Origin of the sequence: Novosphingobium sp. 9 (assembly GCF_025340265.1) — a bacterium.
Lineage (GTDB): Bacteria > Pseudomonadota > Alphaproteobacteria > Sphingomonadales > Sphingomonadaceae > Novosphingobium.
This window is the reverse complement of sequence record NZ_CP022707.1, coordinates 1,170,488-1,185,775: the sequence shown is the minus strand read 5'-3', so window position 1 is coordinate 1,185,775 and position 15,288 is coordinate 1,170,488. Positions and strand designations below refer to the sequence as shown.

Annotated in this window: 24 protein-coding genes; 1 reads left to right on the top strand and 23 read right to left on the bottom strand. The window is 63.3% G+C overall.

Annotated features, from left to right (window positions below):
- Positions 1–18: 18 nt before the first annotated feature.
- The 21 genes from CI805_RS05990 to rpsJ form a co-directional block, all read right to left on the bottom strand.
- The gene (locus tag CI805_RS05990) at positions 19–1,206 is read right to left on the bottom strand and encodes an ankyrin repeat domain-containing protein (protein WP_260927137.1); all 1,188 of its coding nucleotides are present in this window, start codon (positions 1,204–1,206) and stop codon (positions 19–21) included.
- 257 nt (positions 1,207–1,463) lie between these two features.
- Positions 1,464–1,640, bottom strand: a complete 177-nt coding sequence (gene rpmD, locus CI805_RS05985; protein ID WP_103099210.1) for a 50S ribosomal protein L30 — start codon at positions 1,638–1,640, stop codon at positions 1,464–1,466.
- Positions 1,641–1,645: 5 nt separating this feature from the next.
- Positions 1,646–2,392 (bottom strand): 30S ribosomal protein S5, encoded by a 747-nt coding sequence (gene rpsE, locus CI805_RS05980; protein WP_260927136.1) that lies wholly within the window; start codon positions 2,390–2,392, stop codon positions 1,646–1,648.
- Between the two features lie 2 nt (positions 2,393–2,394).
- Positions 2,395–2,733 carry a 50S ribosomal protein L18 gene (gene rplR / locus CI805_RS05975; RefSeq protein WP_260927135.1) on the bottom strand — a complete coding sequence of 113 codons (339 nt, stop codon included), beginning with the start codon at positions 2,731–2,733 and terminating at the stop codon, positions 2,395–2,397.
- Positions 2,733–3,266 carry a 50S ribosomal protein L6 gene (gene rplF, locus CI805_RS05970; protein ID WP_260927134.1) on the bottom strand — a complete coding sequence of 178 codons (534 nt, stop codon included), beginning with the start codon at positions 3,264–3,266 and terminating at the stop codon, positions 2,733–2,735. The genes rplR and rplF overlap by 1 nt, the downstream gene beginning before the upstream one ends.
- Positions 3,266–3,661, bottom strand: a complete 396-nt coding sequence (gene rpsH, locus CI805_RS05965) for a 30S ribosomal protein S8 (protein WP_260927132.1) — start codon at positions 3,659–3,661, stop codon at positions 3,266–3,268. Before rpsH ends, rplF begins: the two co-directional genes overlap by 1 nt.
- Positions 3,662–3,674: 13 nt before the next feature.
- Positions 3,675–3,980: a 30S ribosomal protein S14 gene (rpsN, locus tag CI805_RS05960; RefSeq protein ID WP_260927130.1), complete on the bottom strand. Its 306-nt coding sequence runs from the start codon at positions 3,978–3,980 to the stop codon at positions 3,675–3,677.
- Positions 3,981–4,006: 26 nt separating this feature from the next.
- Positions 4,007–4,588 carry a 50S ribosomal protein L5 gene (gene rplE / locus CI805_RS05955; RefSeq protein WP_260927127.1) on the bottom strand — a complete coding sequence of 194 codons (582 nt, stop codon included), beginning with the start codon at positions 4,586–4,588 and terminating at the stop codon, positions 4,007–4,009.
- Entirely contained in the window at positions 4,581–4,898 is a 318-nt protein-coding gene (gene rplX, locus CI805_RS05950; RefSeq protein WP_260927125.1) for a 50S ribosomal protein L24, read from the bottom strand. Before rplX ends, rplE begins: the two co-directional genes overlap by 8 nt.
- A complete protein-coding gene (gene rplN / locus CI805_RS05945; protein WP_260927122.1) occupies positions 4,898–5,266 on the bottom strand; it encodes a 50S ribosomal protein L14 in 369 nt (122 codons plus the stop codon). The genes rplX and rplN overlap by 1 nt, the downstream gene beginning before the upstream one ends.
- Before the next feature lie 161 nt (positions 5,267–5,427).
- Positions 5,428–5,697: a 30S ribosomal protein S17 gene (rpsQ, locus tag CI805_RS05940; RefSeq protein ID WP_021233437.1), complete on the bottom strand. Its 270-nt coding sequence runs from the start codon at positions 5,695–5,697 to the stop codon at positions 5,428–5,430.
- A gap of 11 nt (positions 5,698–5,708) precedes the next feature.
- Entirely contained in the window at positions 5,709–5,909 is a 201-nt protein-coding gene (gene rpmC / locus CI805_RS05935) for a 50S ribosomal protein L29 (RefSeq protein ID WP_260927120.1), read from the bottom strand.
- 3 nt (positions 5,910–5,912) lie between these two features.
- On the bottom strand, positions 5,913–6,344 hold the full coding sequence (rplP, locus tag CI805_RS05930) for a 50S ribosomal protein L16 (RefSeq protein WP_260927113.1): 432 nt from the start codon (positions 6,342–6,344) through the stop codon (positions 5,913–5,915).
- Between the two features lie 22 nt (positions 6,345–6,366).
- Positions 6,367–7,062: a 30S ribosomal protein S3 gene (rpsC, locus tag CI805_RS05925; RefSeq protein WP_260927111.1), complete on the bottom strand. Its 696-nt coding sequence runs from the start codon at positions 7,060–7,062 to the stop codon at positions 6,367–6,369.
- A gap of 3 nt (positions 7,063–7,065) precedes the next feature.
- Complete coding sequence (gene rplV / locus CI805_RS05920) at positions 7,066–7,443, bottom strand: 50S ribosomal protein L22 (protein WP_260927109.1); 378 nt, start codon at positions 7,441–7,443, stop codon at positions 7,066–7,068.
- Positions 7,443–7,721 carry a 30S ribosomal protein S19 gene (gene rpsS, locus CI805_RS05915; protein ID WP_260927107.1) on the bottom strand — a complete coding sequence of 93 codons (279 nt, stop codon included), beginning with the start codon at positions 7,719–7,721 and terminating at the stop codon, positions 7,443–7,445. Before rpsS ends, rplV begins: the two co-directional genes overlap by 1 nt.
- A gap of 6 nt (positions 7,722–7,727) precedes the next feature.
- Positions 7,728–8,564, bottom strand: coding sequence for a 50S ribosomal protein L2 (rplB, locus tag CI805_RS05910; protein WP_260927098.1), 837 nt, complete (start codon positions 8,562–8,564; stop codon positions 7,728–7,730).
- Between the two features lie 4 nt (positions 8,565–8,568).
- Entirely contained in the window at positions 8,569–8,883 is a 315-nt protein-coding gene (locus tag CI805_RS05905; RefSeq protein ID WP_260927097.1) for a 50S ribosomal protein L23, read from the bottom strand.
- Positions 8,876–9,502, bottom strand: coding sequence for a 50S ribosomal protein L4 (gene rplD / locus CI805_RS05900; protein WP_260927088.1), 627 nt, complete (start codon positions 9,500–9,502; stop codon positions 8,876–8,878). Before rplD ends, CI805_RS05905 begins: the two co-directional genes overlap by 8 nt.
- Before the next feature lie 2 nt (positions 9,503–9,504).
- The gene (gene rplC / locus CI805_RS05895) at positions 9,505–10,260 is read right to left on the bottom strand and encodes a 50S ribosomal protein L3 (RefSeq protein ID WP_260927086.1); all 756 of its coding nucleotides are present in this window, start codon (positions 10,258–10,260) and stop codon (positions 9,505–9,507) included.
- 330 nt (positions 10,261–10,590) lie between these two features.
- Complete coding sequence (rpsJ, locus tag CI805_RS05890; RefSeq protein WP_007011873.1) at positions 10,591–10,902, bottom strand: 30S ribosomal protein S10; 312 nt, start codon at positions 10,900–10,902, stop codon at positions 10,591–10,593.
- Positions 10,903–11,114: 212 nt separating this feature from the next.
- Between rpsJ and CI805_RS05885 the strand changes: the two genes are divergently transcribed.
- Complete coding sequence (locus tag CI805_RS05885) at positions 11,115–11,615, top strand: hypothetical protein (protein ID WP_260927081.1); 501 nt, start codon at positions 11,115–11,117, stop codon at positions 11,613–11,615.
- Between the two features lie 136 nt (positions 11,616–11,751).
- Here CI805_RS05885 and tuf read toward each other — a convergent pair whose 3' ends face one another.
- Together tuf and fusA are read right to left on the bottom strand one after the other, a co-directional pair.
- The gene (tuf, locus tag CI805_RS05880; RefSeq protein WP_260927079.1) at positions 11,752–12,942 is read right to left on the bottom strand and encodes an elongation factor Tu; all 1,191 of its coding nucleotides are present in this window, start codon (positions 12,940–12,942) and stop codon (positions 11,752–11,754) included.
- Positions 12,943–13,062: 120 nt separating this feature from the next.
- On the bottom strand, positions 13,063–15,147 hold the full coding sequence (gene fusA, locus CI805_RS05875) for an elongation factor G (protein WP_260927077.1): 2,085 nt from the start codon (positions 15,145–15,147) through the stop codon (positions 13,063–13,065).
- Positions 15,148–15,288: the final 141 nt, after the last annotated feature.

Below are 15,288 nucleotides of genomic sequence, written 5' to 3'. Positions count from 1 at the left end.
TCGCACGGTATCCTGCGGTCATTCGCCCCTGACACCCACCAGCAGCGATGCATCCTCGGGAATCGCGGTGCCGTAAGCGCTGCGGGCCGGGCGCCAGTGCAGCACATCGGCGCCAAGCTCACACATGCCGGCATCGTATCCGGGCTGCGAGGTCGCCGGCTCGAATCGGCACGACAACTGCTTGCCGGTATCGTCGAGCGAGATGATCAGGTGATGGCGCGTCAGGTATCGCTTGTTGAAGACCTTGCGGTACTTCTCGTTGAGTTCGGTCAGACCGTGATTGAAATCCGAGATGTCCGCGTCGCTCACGCGCGGCGCTTCTCGAAGGTCGTTGAAGTCCTCGACCGAGACGAGCGGCCGCATCCGGGTCACCATGGCCCGCCAGTGGATCGCACGGGCGACCTGCATCGGCGATATGTGATCGAGAATCGTGTGACACCCCGGCCCCGCCGGACTGGCCTTGTGATCGAGCAGCCATTCCGCTGCATCGCGCTCGCGATAGGCCACGGCCCAGGCGAGCGGCGTGAGCCCGAAGAGATCGGGCCGGTCCAGCGATTTCGGATCGCGGGCCACGGCCTGCGAGAGTGCGCCGAGATCACCACGACGCGCCGCCTGTGCCGCGCTCAGAGCGCCGGAGGTCCGTGCGAAATAGCTGAAGCCGTAACGATGCGGCAGCTCCGCACCGGGGGTCGGCTCCTCCACGGGCGCGGTCTTCACGCTGCGGCAGACGTCGCGATAAGGATAGCGCGGATCGTCCAGCATCGCCTCGTTATAGGCGTGCCCGAATTTCGACAGCGCACCGGCAGGCGCGTAGCCTTCCAGCTTGTCGTCCGTGTCGTGATACGCGATCACCCGCGTCATGCGCTGATCGAGGCGGTCGCCGACGCGGCATTCGGCCCCGAAATCCTCGGTCGAGACACCACCCTCACCGATACTCGCCACCAAACGGAAATCGCCCGCAGCAAGCGCCTTGTCCGCTTCCTTCGCGGCATCGACAGCGCCCTGCCGCAGTTCGACGCGCAAGGCGTCGTCCATACGTTGCCGGGCAGCCAGCACCAGGGGATCCGACATCGGATCGACGCAGCTTGCGTGGATGTCGACCGGTGCCCCCTCCACCTGATCGACCTGCGTTTCTTTCTGGCCGCACGCGCTCAGCGCCGCCAGCGCAGCACCAAGGGCAAGGATCGATCCGAGGCGTTTGGCCACTCACAGACTCCAGAGAAAAAGGGGGAAACGGCGCCTTAGAGCATTTTCCGGCAGCTTGGAAACAACCCTCAAGGCGGAAAATGCGAGAATCGCAGACTTCCTCTGCGTTTCAAACGGATGCCCCGATCCGCAAGCGCCGCAAGGGCGATCTCGTGAGCGCTGCCACGCCCGCTCGCAACGCATACGAAAAAGCCCCGGCGTTTCCACCGGGGCTTTGTTCATGTCAGCATCGGAATGTCATCGACATTCCGGACCGATCAGTCGACGATGGCGACCATGTGCGGAAGCTTGGCAATCGCGCCACGAACTTCAGCAGTGTCCTCGAGTTCGACGACACGGTGCATCTTGCCAAGGCCCAGACCGATCAGGATCTTCTTCTGGCTCTCGGGACGACGGATCGGCGAACCGATCTGCTTGATCTTGATCTTCGCCATGATGCTTACTCCGCGATGGCTTCGGCAGCGGCCTCGGCCTCTGCTTCGGTTGCACCACCGCGACCAAGCAGGTCAGCGACCTTCTTGCCACGACGCTGTGCGACCGACTTCGGCGAAGTCTGGTCCTGCAGCGCGTCGAAGGTGGCGCGGATCATGTTGTACGGGTTCGAGGTGCCGACCGACTTGGTCACGACGTCGTGGACGCCCAGGCTCTCGAACACCGCGCGCATCGGACCACCGGCGATGATGCCCGTACCGGCAGGCGCCGTACGCACGTTCACCTTGCCGGCACCGAAGTGGCCCTTGCCGTCGTGATGGAGGGTACGACCCTCCTTCAGCGCGACGCGGATCATCTTCTTCTTGGCCGAAGCGGTTGCCTTGCTGATCGCCTCAGGCACTTCGCGAGCCTTCGAGTGACCGAAGCCTACGCGACCCTTGCCGTCGCCGACAACGACGAGCGCTGCGAAACCGAAGCGCTTGCCGCCCTTGACGGTCTTGCTGACGCGGTTGATGTGGACGAGCTTCTCGATGAGCTCCTCGCCCTGCTCTTCCTCGTCACGACGACCACCGCGACGGTCGTCACGGCGGCCGCCACGGCCACCGCGCTCACCGCCACGATCATTGCCGCGACCACGACCGCCGCGACCGCCGCGCTCACCGCCACGGGCGTTGTCGCCGCGTGCTTCGGTGGCCTCGGTGGCCTGGGGGGTTTCCGCCACGATCGGCGTTTCGTTGGTGTTTTCGTCAGCCATGATCAGAACTCCAGCCCGGCTTCACGGGCGGCATCGGCCAGCGCCTTGACGCGGCCATGGTACAGGAAGCCACCGCGGTCGAACACGACCGAGGTGATGCCTGCCTTCTGAGCAGCCTCGGCCAGTTCCTTGCCGACGCGCACAGCTGCATCGGTGTCGGTGCCCTTGGCGCCAAGCGTGTTGGCGGCAGCCACAGTGTGGCCCTGGGCATCGTCGATGATCTGCGCGTAGATGTGGCGACCGGTGCGGTGCACCGAAAGGCGGGGACGACCACCGGCGCGGGCGCGCAGGGCGGTACGGACGCGACGGCGACGACGCGCGAAGAGGGACAGCTTTGCCATTACTTCTTCTTCCCTTCCTTGCGGAAGATGTACTCGCCGCGATAGGCGATACCCTTGCCCTTGTAGGGCTCGGGCTTGCGCCAGCGACGAATCTCGGCCGCGAGCTGGCCGACCTTCTGCTTGTCGATACCCGAGATCTCCACCGTGGTGTTGTCCGGGGTCTTGACTTCGATGCCTTCCGGCACGGCGATGTCGACATCGTGCGAGTAGCCGAGCTGCAGCTTCAGGTTCTTGCCCTGCGCTGCGGCGCGGTAGCCGACGCCCTTGATCTCGAGGACCTTCGAGAAGCCGTTGGTCACGCCTTCCACCAGGTTCGAGACGAGCGTGCGCTGCATGCCCCAGTGGCTGCGCGCAGCCTTCGACTGGTTCACCGGCTGCACGGCGACCGAACCGTCTTCGACGGTGTAGGTCACGAGGTTCGACAGACCGATGCTGAGGGCGCCCTTGGGGCCCTTCACGGTCAGGTTGCCGTCAGCGATGCTGGCGGTTACGCCAGCAGGCACGGCCACCGGCTTTTTGCCAATGCGGCTCATCAGAACACCTCCGCGAGCACTTCGCCGCCCACGTTGTGGGTGCGGGCCTCGGCGTCCGAGAGCACGCCACGGGGCGTCGAAACGATGGTGATGCCCAGACCGTTGCGCACGATCGGAAGCTCCTTCGAGCCCGAATAGACGCGGCGGCCCGGCTTCGAAACGCGCGCGATGTGCTTGATCGCGGGCTCGCCCTCGAAGTACTTCAGCTCGATGCGAAGCTGCGGGTGAGCGCCGGTCGCGTCGTCGCTGAAGCCACGGATGTAGCCTTCGCGCTGGAGCACTTCGAGCACGCGGGCACGAAGCTTGGAGGCCGGCGAAAGGACGGAGTCCTTCTTTGCACGCTGGCCGTTGCGGATGCGGGTGAGCATATCACCCAGGGGATCGGTCATAGCCATTTTCGGGTATCCCTTACCAGCTCGACTTGGTCACGCCGGGGATCATGCCCTTGTTGGCAAGATCACGCAGCTCGACGCGGCACAGACCGAACTTGCGGTAGTAACCGCGCGGACGACCGGTCGTGGCGCAACGGTTGCGAACCCGGGTGGGGTTACCGTTGCGGGGGATCTCGGCCAGCTTCAGGCGGGCGATGAGACGCTCGGTTTCGTCGAGCGATTCGTCATCGGCAATTGCCTTCAGGCGCGCGTACTTGCCTGCATACTTCTGAACGAGCTGCTTGCGGCGCTCGTTCTTGTTCACGGAACTCAGTTTCGCCATGGACTTAAGCTCTCTTCCTCAGCGGCTCACGCCGCTTCCTTCTGTTCCGACGCATCGGCCGGGAACGGGAAACCGAACAGACGAAGCAGCTCGCGCGCTTCCTCGTCGGTCTTCGCAGTGGTGGTGACGATGATGTCCATGCCACGCACCTTTTCGATCTTGTCGTAGCTGATCTCCGGGAAGATGATCTGCTCCTTGAGACCCATCGCGTAGTTGCCACGACCGTCGAACGACTTCGGGTTCAGGCCACGGAAGTCGCGGATGCGGGGCATCGCGATCGTGACGAGACGATCCAGGAATTCGTACATACGCTCGCGACGCAGCGTCACCTTGCAGCCGATCGGCATGCCTTCGCGCAGCTTGAACTGGGCGATCGACTTGCGGGCCTTGGTGATGACGGGCTTCTGACCGGCGATGGCTTCCATCTCGGCAGCGGCAGTCTGGACCTTCTTCTTGTCCTGGCTGGCCTCACCGACGCCCATGTTGAGCGTGATCTTCTCGATCTTGGGCACTTCCATCACGTTCGTGTAACCGAACTTCTCGGTCATCGCCTTCGCGATTTCAGCGTCGTACTTCGAGCGCAGACGCGGAGTGTACTTGTCAGCCATCGATCGTCTCTCCGGACTTCACGGCCACGCGGACCTTCTTGCCATCCTGCACTTCGAAACGAACGCGGGTCGGCTTGCCGTCCTTGGTGGCAACGGCAACCTTGCTGATCGCCATCGGGGCCGCGACGCGGTCGATGCCGCCCTGCGGGTTCTGCTGGGTGGGCTTGCGGTGCTTGGTCGCAACGTTCACGCCCTCAACGATGACCTTGCCATCCTTGGGGAGAACCTGCAGCACGGCGCCGGTACGGCCCTTGTCCTTGCCGGACAGGACGACGACCTGGTCACCCTTCTTGATCTTCGCGGCAGCCATTACAGCACCTCCGGCGCGAGCGAGATGATCTTCATGAAACCGCGACCGCGCAGTTCGCGCACGACGGGGCCGAAGATACGGGTGCCGATGGGCTCTTCGTTCTTGTTCACGAGAACCGCAGCATTGCTGTCGAAGCGGATGACGCTGCCGTCAGCGCGACGCACGTCCTTGCGGGTACGCACGATCACCGCACGGTGAACGTCGCCCTTCTTGACGCGAGCGCGGGGCTGCGCCTCCTTGATCGACACCACGATGATGTCGCCGACGCCCGCGAAACGACGCTTCGAGCCACCCAGCACCTTGATGCACTGGACGCGCTTTGCGCCGCTGTTGTCCGCGACGTCGAGATTGGATTGCATCTGGATCATGGATCCGAGTCCTTCTCAACTGGCTTGCCGGAACCAGTCCGGCAGTTCCTAAAAATACAGGCCCCCGAAGAGGCCCGAGTCGCCTTGGCAGGCGAAGGCGGCCCTTTGCCGCATTTATCTGCCAAGGTCAACTCACGTCACGAAGGCCCTGGGCCGAGGTCTTAGACCTCGGCTTCGAGCGCCGTTCCCTTGCTCGCCTGAAGACGGTCAAGAACCTTCCAGGTCTTGGTCTTCGAGAAGGGCTTCGTCTCCTCGATCCGGACGCGCTCGCCGGTCTTGAAGGCGTTGTCCTCGTCGTGGGCGTGGTACTTCTTCGAGCGGCGGATGATCTTCCCGTAGAGGGGGTGCTTCACCTTACGCTCGACGAGCACGGTAACAGTCTTGTCGGTCTTGTCGGAAACAACCGTCCCGATCAGGATACGCTTGGGCATCGGTGGTCTCCTTAAGCCTTAGCTGCGCGTTCGGCCTGGAGCGTCTTGATGCGCGCGATATCGCGACGCACTTCCTTGACGCGAGCAGGACGCTCAAGCTGGTTGGTTGCAGCCTGGAAGCGCAGGTTGAGCTGTTCGCGCTTGAGATCAACGAGGTCAGCGGTGAGCTGGTCGTCGGTCTTGGCGCGCAGATCTTCGGTCTTGTCAGCCATGTCTTAGGCCTCCAGGTGCGAGGTGTCGCCGAGACGGGCAACAACCTTGGTCTTGATCGGCAGCTTCATCGCAGCGCGGCTGAATGCCTCGGCTGCGAGCGGGCCGGCAACGCCGTCGACTTCGAACAGGATACGGCCGGGCTTGACGCGGGCCGCCCAGTATTCGACCGAACCCTTGCCCTTACCCTGACGGACTTCGGCAGGCTTCTTCGAAACCGGCACGTCCGGGAAGACGCGGATCCAGAGACGACCCTGGCGCTTGAGGTGACGCGTGATCGCGCGGCGAGCCGCTTCGATCTGGCGGGCGGTGATACGCTCCGGCTCGAGAGCCTTGAGGCCGTAGGAGCCGAAGTTCAGGTCGGTGCCACCCTTGGCATCGCCCTTGATCCTGCCCTTGAAAGCCTTGCGGAACTTGGTCTTTTTCGGTTGCAGCATGGTGCTTACTCTATCCTAAGCCTCAGCGCGCCGGGCGGACGCCGGAGGTCTGAGCCTCCATCATCAGCCGGTCCTGCGCCATCGGGTCGTGGCCGAGGATCTCGCCCTTGAAGACCCACACCTTGATGCCGATGATGCCGTACGCGGTCAGCGCTTCGGCGGCGGCATAGTCGATGTTCGCACGCAGCGTGTGAAGCGGCACGCGGCCTTCACGGTACTGCTCGACACGGGCGATTTCAGCGCCGCCGAGACGGCCACCGCACATGATCTTGATGCCTTCGGCACCCAGACGCATGGCGGACTGCATCGCGCGCTTCATCGCACGGCGGAAAGCGACGCGGCGGATCAGCTGGTCGGCAATGCCCTGAGCGATCAGCTTGGCGTCGACTTCCGGCTTGCGGATCTCGACGATGTTCAGCTTCACTTCGCTGCCGGTCATGGCCGAGAGCTGCTTGCGCAGCTTCTCGATGTCCGCGCCCTTCTTGCCGATGATCACACCGGGACGAGCTGCGTAGATCGAGATGCGGCACAGCTTGGCCGGACGCTCGATGACCACCTTCGAGACAGCAGCCTGCGGCACGGTCTCGATGATGAACTTGCGGATCTTGAGGTCTTCCTCAAGCAGCTTGCCGTAGTCCCGGCCTTCCGCGAACCAGCGGCTGTCCCAGGTACGGTTGATCTGCAGACGCAGACCGATCGGATTAGATTTATGACCCATGGATCAAACCTCCTCGACTTCGCGAACGACGATCCGCAGGCGCGAGAACGGCTTGAGGATACGGGTGGACTTGCCGCGACCACGAGCGTGGAAACGCTTCATGGTGATCGACTTGCCGACCGACGCCTCGGCGACGACGAGAGCGTCGACGTCGAGGTTGTGGTTGTTTTCCGCGTTGGCGATCGCCGAGGCGAGAACCTTGCGGGCCTCAACGGCCATGGCCTTGGTCGAGAACGTGAGGATGTTCATCGCGTCCTCGGCCTTGCGGCCACGGATGAGCGCAGCGACCAGGTTGAGCTTCTGGGCCGAACCACGGATCGTGGTGTTGACCGCAAGAGCTTCCTTGTCGCCGACGCGGCGGGGTGCTGCCTGCTTGCTCATTAGCGCTTGCCCTTCTTGTCGGCAGCGTGGCCGGGGAACGAACGCGTGGGCGCGAATTCACCGAGCTTGTGGCCGACCATGTCCTCGTTGACCGAGACAGGGATGAACTTGTGTCCGTTGTAGACCTGGAAGGTCAGACCAACGAACTGCGGAAGGATGGTGGAGCGACGCGACCAGGTCTTGATCGGAGCAGCCTTTGCACCGGCATCCTGCGCGACCTCGGCCTTCTTGAGAAGGTACAGGTCGACGAAGGGGCCTTTCCAGACGGAACGTGCCATCGTGTCTTACCTCTTCTTCTTGGCGTGGCGCGAACGGATGATGAGCTTGTCCGTCTGCTTGTTGTTGCGAGTGCGAGCACCCTTGGTCGGCTTGCCCCAGGGCGTAACCGGGTGACGACCACCCGAGGTACGGCCTTCACCACCACCGTGCGGGTGATCGACCGGGTTCTTGGCGACACCGCGGGTCAGCGGGCGACGGCCCATCCAGCGCTTGCGGCCGGCCTTTGCGAGGGTCTGGTTGCCGTTGTCGGGGTTCGACACGGCGCCCACGGTGCCCATGCAATCGCCGCGCAGGTAACGCTGTTCACCCGAGTTCAGGCGAACGATGACCATGCCGCGGTCACGACCGACGACCTGCACATAGGTGCCTGCCGAACGGGCGATCTGACCGCCCTTGCCGGGCTTCATCTCGACGTTGTGGCAGATCGTGCCGACCGGCATCTGCGACAGAAGCATGGCGTTGCCGGGCTTCACGTCGGTCTTCTCGCCAGCGACGATGACGTCGCCGACCGAAAGACGCTGCGGCGCGATGATGTAGGTCTGCTCGCCGTCGGTGTAGGTCACCAGAGCGATGAACGCCGTACGGTTGGGATCGTACTCAAGACGCTCGACGGTCGCTTCCATGTCCCACTTGCGACGCTTGAAGTCGATGAAGCGGTACTTCTGCTTGTGACCACCGGCGATGCCACGCGAGGTGACATGACCCTTGTTGTTACGACCGCCGGTCTTGCTCTTGCCTTCGGTCAGCGCCTTGACGGGCTTGCCCTTCCAGAGCGACGACTTGTCGACGAGGACCAGGCCGCGGCGGGCCGGGCTGGTCGGGTTGTAATGCTTAAGTGCCATCGGATCAGCCCCGTACGCCTTCGGTGATGTCGATCGGCTGCTCACCGGCAGCCAGAGTGACGATCGCCTTCTTCACGTCGCTGCGGCGGTATTCCTTACCGCGCCAGCGCTTGGTCTTGCCCTTGGTGACGAGCGTGTTGACGCTGGCGACCTTGCGGTCGAACAGTGCCTCGACGGCAGCCTTGATCTCGGGCTTGGTCGCATCGCCGGCAACCTTGAAGACGACCGCGTTGTTCTCCGAAAGGAGCGTCGACTTCTCGGTGATGTGCGGTGCGAGGATCACGTCGTAGTGACGGATGTTCACAGTGGACTTAGCCATTGAAACGCGCCTCCAGCTTTTCGACAGCAGCGCGCGTCAGCACCAGCGTGTCGTGCTTCAGGATGTCATAGACGTTGGCGCCCATGGCCGGGAGCACGTTCACGCCGACGATGTTGCGGGCAGCGCGGGCGAAGCCCTCGTTGACCTGCTCACCGTCCACGATCAGCACCTTCTTGCCGAAGTTCGCCTTGGCGAGCTGACCGGCCAGAGCCTTGGTCTTGGCATCCGCCACGTCCAGGGTGTCGACGATCACGAGACCGCCCTGCGCCTTCGACGACAGAGCCATCTTCAGACCGAGTGCGCGGATCTTCTTGTTCAGCGAGATGTTGAACTCGCGGCGACGGGCACCGTGAGCCTTACCACCGCCGATGAACACCGGGGCCGCACGATCGCCGTGACGAGCCGAACCGCCGCCCTTCTGGTTGCCGAACTTCTTACCCGTGCGGGCAACGTCCGAACGCTCGCGGGTCGCGCGGGCGATGCCGCGACGGTTCTCGAGCTGCCAGGTGACGACGCGGTGCAGGATGTCCGCGCGCGGCTCGAGGCCGAACACGTCGTCCGAAAGTTCGATGTCGCCGTTACCGGCCGAACCGTCGATGTTGAGGACCTGAACCTTCATGATTAGCCCTCCTGGCCTTCGGTCGCTTCGGGAGCCGCCACGTCAGCGGGGGTCTCGGCAGCGGCCGTGTCGTTGCTGTTCGCCACCGACTTGATGCCGGCGGGGTACGGAGCCTCGGCGTGGCGGTCGACCTTGACGGCGTCCGCAACGGTGAGCCACGAATTCTTCGCGCCCGGGACCGAGCCCTTGACGAAGATCAGGCCACGCTCATCGTCCACGCGGACGATTTCGAGGTTCTGCTGGGTGCGCTGACGGTCGCCCATGTGGCCGGCCATCTTCTTGTTCTTGAACACCTTGCCCGGATCCTGACGGTTACCCGTCGAACCATGCGCACGGTGCGAGATCGACACACCGTGGGTGGCGCGCATACCGCCGAAGCCCCAGCGCTTCATAGCGCCCTGGAAGCCCTTACCCTGGGTGTGGCCGCCCACGTCGACGAGCTGGCCCGGAACGAAGTGCGAAGCCGCAATCGTCGCGCCAACCTCGAGGAGGGCGTCGTCGGCGACGCGGAATTCCGCGACGCGCATCTTGAGGGGAACCTGAGCCTTCGCGAAGTGTTCACGCTGCGGCTTGGCAACGTTCTTCTGCTTGGCTTCGCCGGCACCGAGCTGAACGGCGACGTAGCCGTCACGCTCTTCGGTACGGACGGAGACGACCTGGCAATCCTCCAGCGCCAGGACGGTGACGGGCACGTGGCGACCGTCCTCCTGGAACAGGCGGGTCATCCCGACTTTCTTTGCGATCACGCCGGTACGCATGACCTTACTCCTTACAGAGGCGTACGCAGGACCATCCCCCGTACGCATGTCCAACCCTGTGTGTGATACGAACCCCGTCCGGGTCAGGTGCTCCCTGCCAGCCCTTGCAGACTGCGGAAGCGAGACGGGGGACGCATTCCCGAACAAGACCCGAAAGCCTCGCCGGAGGTATCCCTTGTGTCCCTTCGGGCTATTCCCTCAGGGCGCTGTCTCTGCAGGTTTCTCCCTGCAAAGCCGGCCATCATGGCCGACAAGTATTCCTCGATCTAGTTTAGGTCCGATCGGAAAGGACCATCGGGGCAACCCTTCCAGGCCGCCCCGTTCGCCGGCTTAGGCCAGCTTGATCTCGACGTTCACGCCGGCCGCGAGGTCCAGCTTCATCAGCGCGTCGACAGTGGCAGCGTTGGGCTGCACGATGTCAAGCAGACGCTTGTAGGTACGGACCTCGAACTGCTCGCGCGACTTCTTGTCGATGTGCGGGCCGCGGTTGACCGTGAACTTCTCGATCTTCGTCGGAAGAGGAATGGGGCCACGAATCAGAGCGCCGGTGCGGCGTGCCGTGTCGGCGATTTCGCCAGTGGCCTGGTCGAGCACGCGGTGATCAAACGCCTTGAGGCGGATACGGATGTTCTGAGCTTCCATTACCTACTACCGATGAGAAAGAGCCAAAGGACGCGAGGTCCCGTCAAATTCGAACCGCGCCCCTACACGCGAAGGCCGAGTCGGGCAAGCCCTGATTTGCGTGTCGCAGCCGGTTTCCCGCGCGCGACACAGTATTACAGTGCCACCCCTTCCCGGTAGCCCCGCCCCCACCTAGATAGGCGGAGCGACGCCTACTGGATGCCTTTTTCCCAATGCAATCCCTCAAGACCTTTTCCGGCGCGCTTGGCCCACTGGCCTTTGCAATACTTGCGCCGAACCTCGCCTTTGCGACACAGGACCCCTATGCGCCCACCGCGCAGGCCATCCCTGTGGATCTGGGCGACGACACGACGACACTGACAGCTCATGCGACAACCCCCAACCCCGCCGGCGGGGCGGTCGACGATGCCTGCCGCCAGGCCGCAAAGGCCAGCAGCGGTGAAGACGGCGGCACCATCGTCGTGTGCTCGCACGGTGGCGACGGCGAAAGCCAGCGCGTCTCGCCGTCGAAGTCGGTGGACGAGAGCACCCGCGACGGCGCCCTGCACGCCCCCGACGTCAGCGGCATACCGGGATGCCTGGGGCCGTGCATCACCATCCCCTTCGGCCATGTCCCGCCGCCGGTCTACTACATCGACCTCAAGAGCATTCCCGAGGCACCGAAGAACTCGGACGCCTGGAAGATCGGTCAAGGCGAACAGCGCGCGCCCTGACGGCTTGCCGGGAGGCGCCCCCTCCGCTCGATCTCTGCAAAGCAAGCGCATCCGCTCCGGACAAACGAAAAGGCCCGGTCTTCCTTATCGGAAGACCGGGCCTTTCGTGTCTCAGCCGAAGCTGACGATCAGCGAATTACTTCGTGATCGAGGCAACGACGCCCGAACCGACGGTGCGGCCGCCTTCGCGGATTGCGAAGCGGAGGCCTTCGTCCATGGCGATCGGTGCGATCAGCTTGACCGAGATGGTCACGTTGTCGCCCGGCATCACCATCTCGGTGCCCTCGGGGAGGATAACCTCACCGGTGACGTCCGTGGTGCGGAAGTAGAACTGCGGACGGTAGTTCGCGAAGAACGGCGTGTGACGGCCACCTTCGTCCTTCGACAGGACGTAAACCTCAGCCGAGAACTCGGTGTGCGGCTTCACGGTGCCGGGCTTGCAGAGAACCTGGCCACGCTCAACGTCGTCGCGCTTCAGGCCACGAACCAGTGCGCCGATGTTGTCGCCGGCTTCACCCTGGTCGAGCAGCTTGCGGAACATTTCAACGCCGGTGACGGTGGTCTTCTGCGTGTCGCGGATACCCACGACTTCGACTTCTTCACCAACCTTGACGATGCCGGTCTCGACGCGGCCGGTCACAACCGTACCACGACCCGAGATCGAGAACACGTCCTCGACGGGCATCAGGAAGGGCTTGTCGGTGGGGCGCGGCGGCTGCGGGATGAAGGTGTCGACTGCCGACATCAGCTCAAGGATCTTTTCCTTGCCGATGTTGTCGTCACGACCTTCGAGAGCGGCGAGAGCCGAACCCATGATGATCGGAATGTTGTCGCCGTCGAAGTCGTACGACGAGAGCAGTTCGCGAACTTCGAGTTCGACGAGCTCGAGCAGCTCCGGATCGTCAACCTGGTCGACCTTGTTCATGAACACGACGAGCTGCGGCACGCCAACCTGGCGAGCGAGCAGGATGTGCTCGCGGGTCTGCGGCATCGGGCCGTCAGCAGCGTTCACAACCAGGATCGCGCCGTCCATCTGGGCAGCACCGGTGATCATGTTCTTCACGTAGTCAGCGTGACCCGGGCAGTCGACGTGTGCGTAGTGACGGGCGTCGGTCTCGTACTCGACGTGTGCGGTCGAGATCGTGATGCCGCGCTCGCGCTCTTCCGGAGCCTTGTCGATGTTCGCGAAGTCAACGGCTTCACCACCGAAGGTCTCCGACATCACCTTGGTGATGGCGGCAGTCAGCGTGGTCTTGCCGTGGTCGACGTGACCGATGGTGCCGATGTTGCAGTGCGGCTTGTTCCGCTCGAATTTTGCCTTGGCCATTTTCAAACCTTCTTTCGTCTTGAATTTGAATCCGCGGGTATCGGAGCGGCTCCCATGGAATCAGGCGCCGCCCCTAAAACCTTTCTTGCCCGCAGGCAAGCTTCTCCTTGAAACCCGCCCTTAGGCGAGCTTCTCCTTGACTTCGGCCGCGACGTTCGCCGGGACTTCGTCGTAGTGGGAGAAGATCATCGAATAGTTCGCGCGACCCTGGGTGAAGGAGCGCAGCGAGTTCACGTAGCCGAACATGTTCGCGAGCGGCGTGTTCGCCTCCACGACCTGTGCGTTACCACGGGTGTCGGTGCCCTGGATCTGGCCACGACGCGAGTTGAGGTCGCCGATGACGTCGCCCATGAACTCTTCCGGGGTCACGACCTCGACCTTCATGATCGGTTCGAGCAGCTTGATGCCGGCCTTCTGGGCGACTTCACGCATGGCACCGCGACCGGCGATTTCGAACGCCAGCGCGCTCGAGTCGACGTCGTGGTACGAACCGTCGTAGAGGACGATTTCGAAGTCGATGATCGGGAAGCCGACCAGCGAGCCCGAGGCAGCGGTTTCGCGCATGCCCTTTTCGATCGCGGGGATATATTCCTTCGGAATGTTACCGCCCTTGATCTCGTCCTTGAAGGTGATGCCCGAACCGCGCTCGCCCGGCGTGACCTTGACCTTCACGCGACCGAACTGACCCGTACCGCCCGACTGCTTCTTGTGGGTGTAGTCCACATCGACAGGCTTGCCGAGGTATTCGCGGTAGGCCACCTGCGGCGCACCGACGTTGGCTTCGACCTTGAACTCGCGACGCATGCGATCGACGATGATGTCGAGGTGAAGCTCGCCCATGCCCTTGATGATGGTCTGGCCCGATTCGTGGTCGGTCGAGACGCGGAACGAGGGGTCCTCGGCCGAGAGACGGTTGAGCGCGACGCCCATCTTCTCCTGGTCGGCCTTGGTCTTGGGCTCCACCGACAGCTCGATGACCGGCTCGGGGAATTCCATGCGCTCGAGCACGATCGGCGCCTTTTCCGCGCAGAGCGTGTCGCCCGTGGTGGTTTCCTTCATGCCGGCGAGCGCGACGATGTCGCCTGCGTAAGCCTCTTCGATGTCCTTACGCTCGTTGGCGTGCATCTCGAGGATACGACCGACCTTTTCCTTCTTCTGCTTCACCGAGTTCAGGTACGAACCCTTCGAGAGCGTGCCCGAGTAGATGCGGCAGAAGGTGAGCGAGCCCACGAACGGATCGTTCATGACCTTGAACGCGAGCGCCGAGAACGGTGCGTCGTCCTTGGGCGGACGGCTGTCGGCCTCGTCGCTGTCGACCTTGACGCCCTGGACGTCTTCGATGTCGAGCGGCGAAGGCAGGTAGTCGACAACGGCGTCGAGCAGGGGCTGCACGCCCTTGTTCTTGAACGCCGAACCGCAGACGACCGGCACGAACGCATGGCCCAGCGTACCCTTGCGGATCAGCTTCTTGAGCGTTGCGACGTCGGGCTCGTTGCCTTCGAGGTAGGCTTCCATCGCCTCGTCGTCCTGTTCGACGGCGAGCTCGATGAGCTTCATGCGATACTCTTCGGCTTCGTCAGCGAGCTCAGCCGGGATCTCTTCGTAGAAGAACTCGGCGCCCAGCGACTCGTCCTTCCAGATGATCGCGCGGTTGTGCACGAGATCGACCAGACCCTTCAGGTCCGACTCGAGACCGATCGGGATGTAGAGCACGGCAGGCGTCGCACCGAGGCGGTCGATGATCGACTGCACGCAGTACTTGAAGTTCGCGCCGGTGCGGTCGAGCTTGTTGATGAAGCACATGCGCGGCACGCCGTACTTGTCGGCCTGGCGCCACACGGTTTCCGACTGCGGCTCAACGCCGGCAACGCCGTCGAAGCATGCCACAGCACCGTCGAGCACGCGCAGCGAACGCTCGACTTCGATGGTGAAGTCGACGTGTCCGGGGGTGTCGATGATGTTGATGCGGTATTCCTGGCCCTCGGCGGTCCAGAAACAGGTCGTCGCGGCCGACGTGATCGTGATGCCGCGCTCCTGCTCCTGCTCCATCCAGTCCATGGTCGCGGCGCCGTCGTGGACTTCGCCGATCTTGTAGGACTTGCCGGTGTAGTAGAGGATACGCTCGGTCGTGGTGGTCTTGCCAGCATCGATGTGCGCCATGATACCGATGTTACGGTACATATTCAGCGGATGGCTGCGTGCCATGGGAGAATCCTTAGCGAGGGTTTCGGGAGCGGAAGCGGCCTAGAGATAAGACCTTGCCCCCTGAAATAAAAGTGTGACGCCCGGATGACCAGCCCCCTGCCTTCATCCCGTGAAGAATGAAGGAAGGAGACGGCCGTCCGG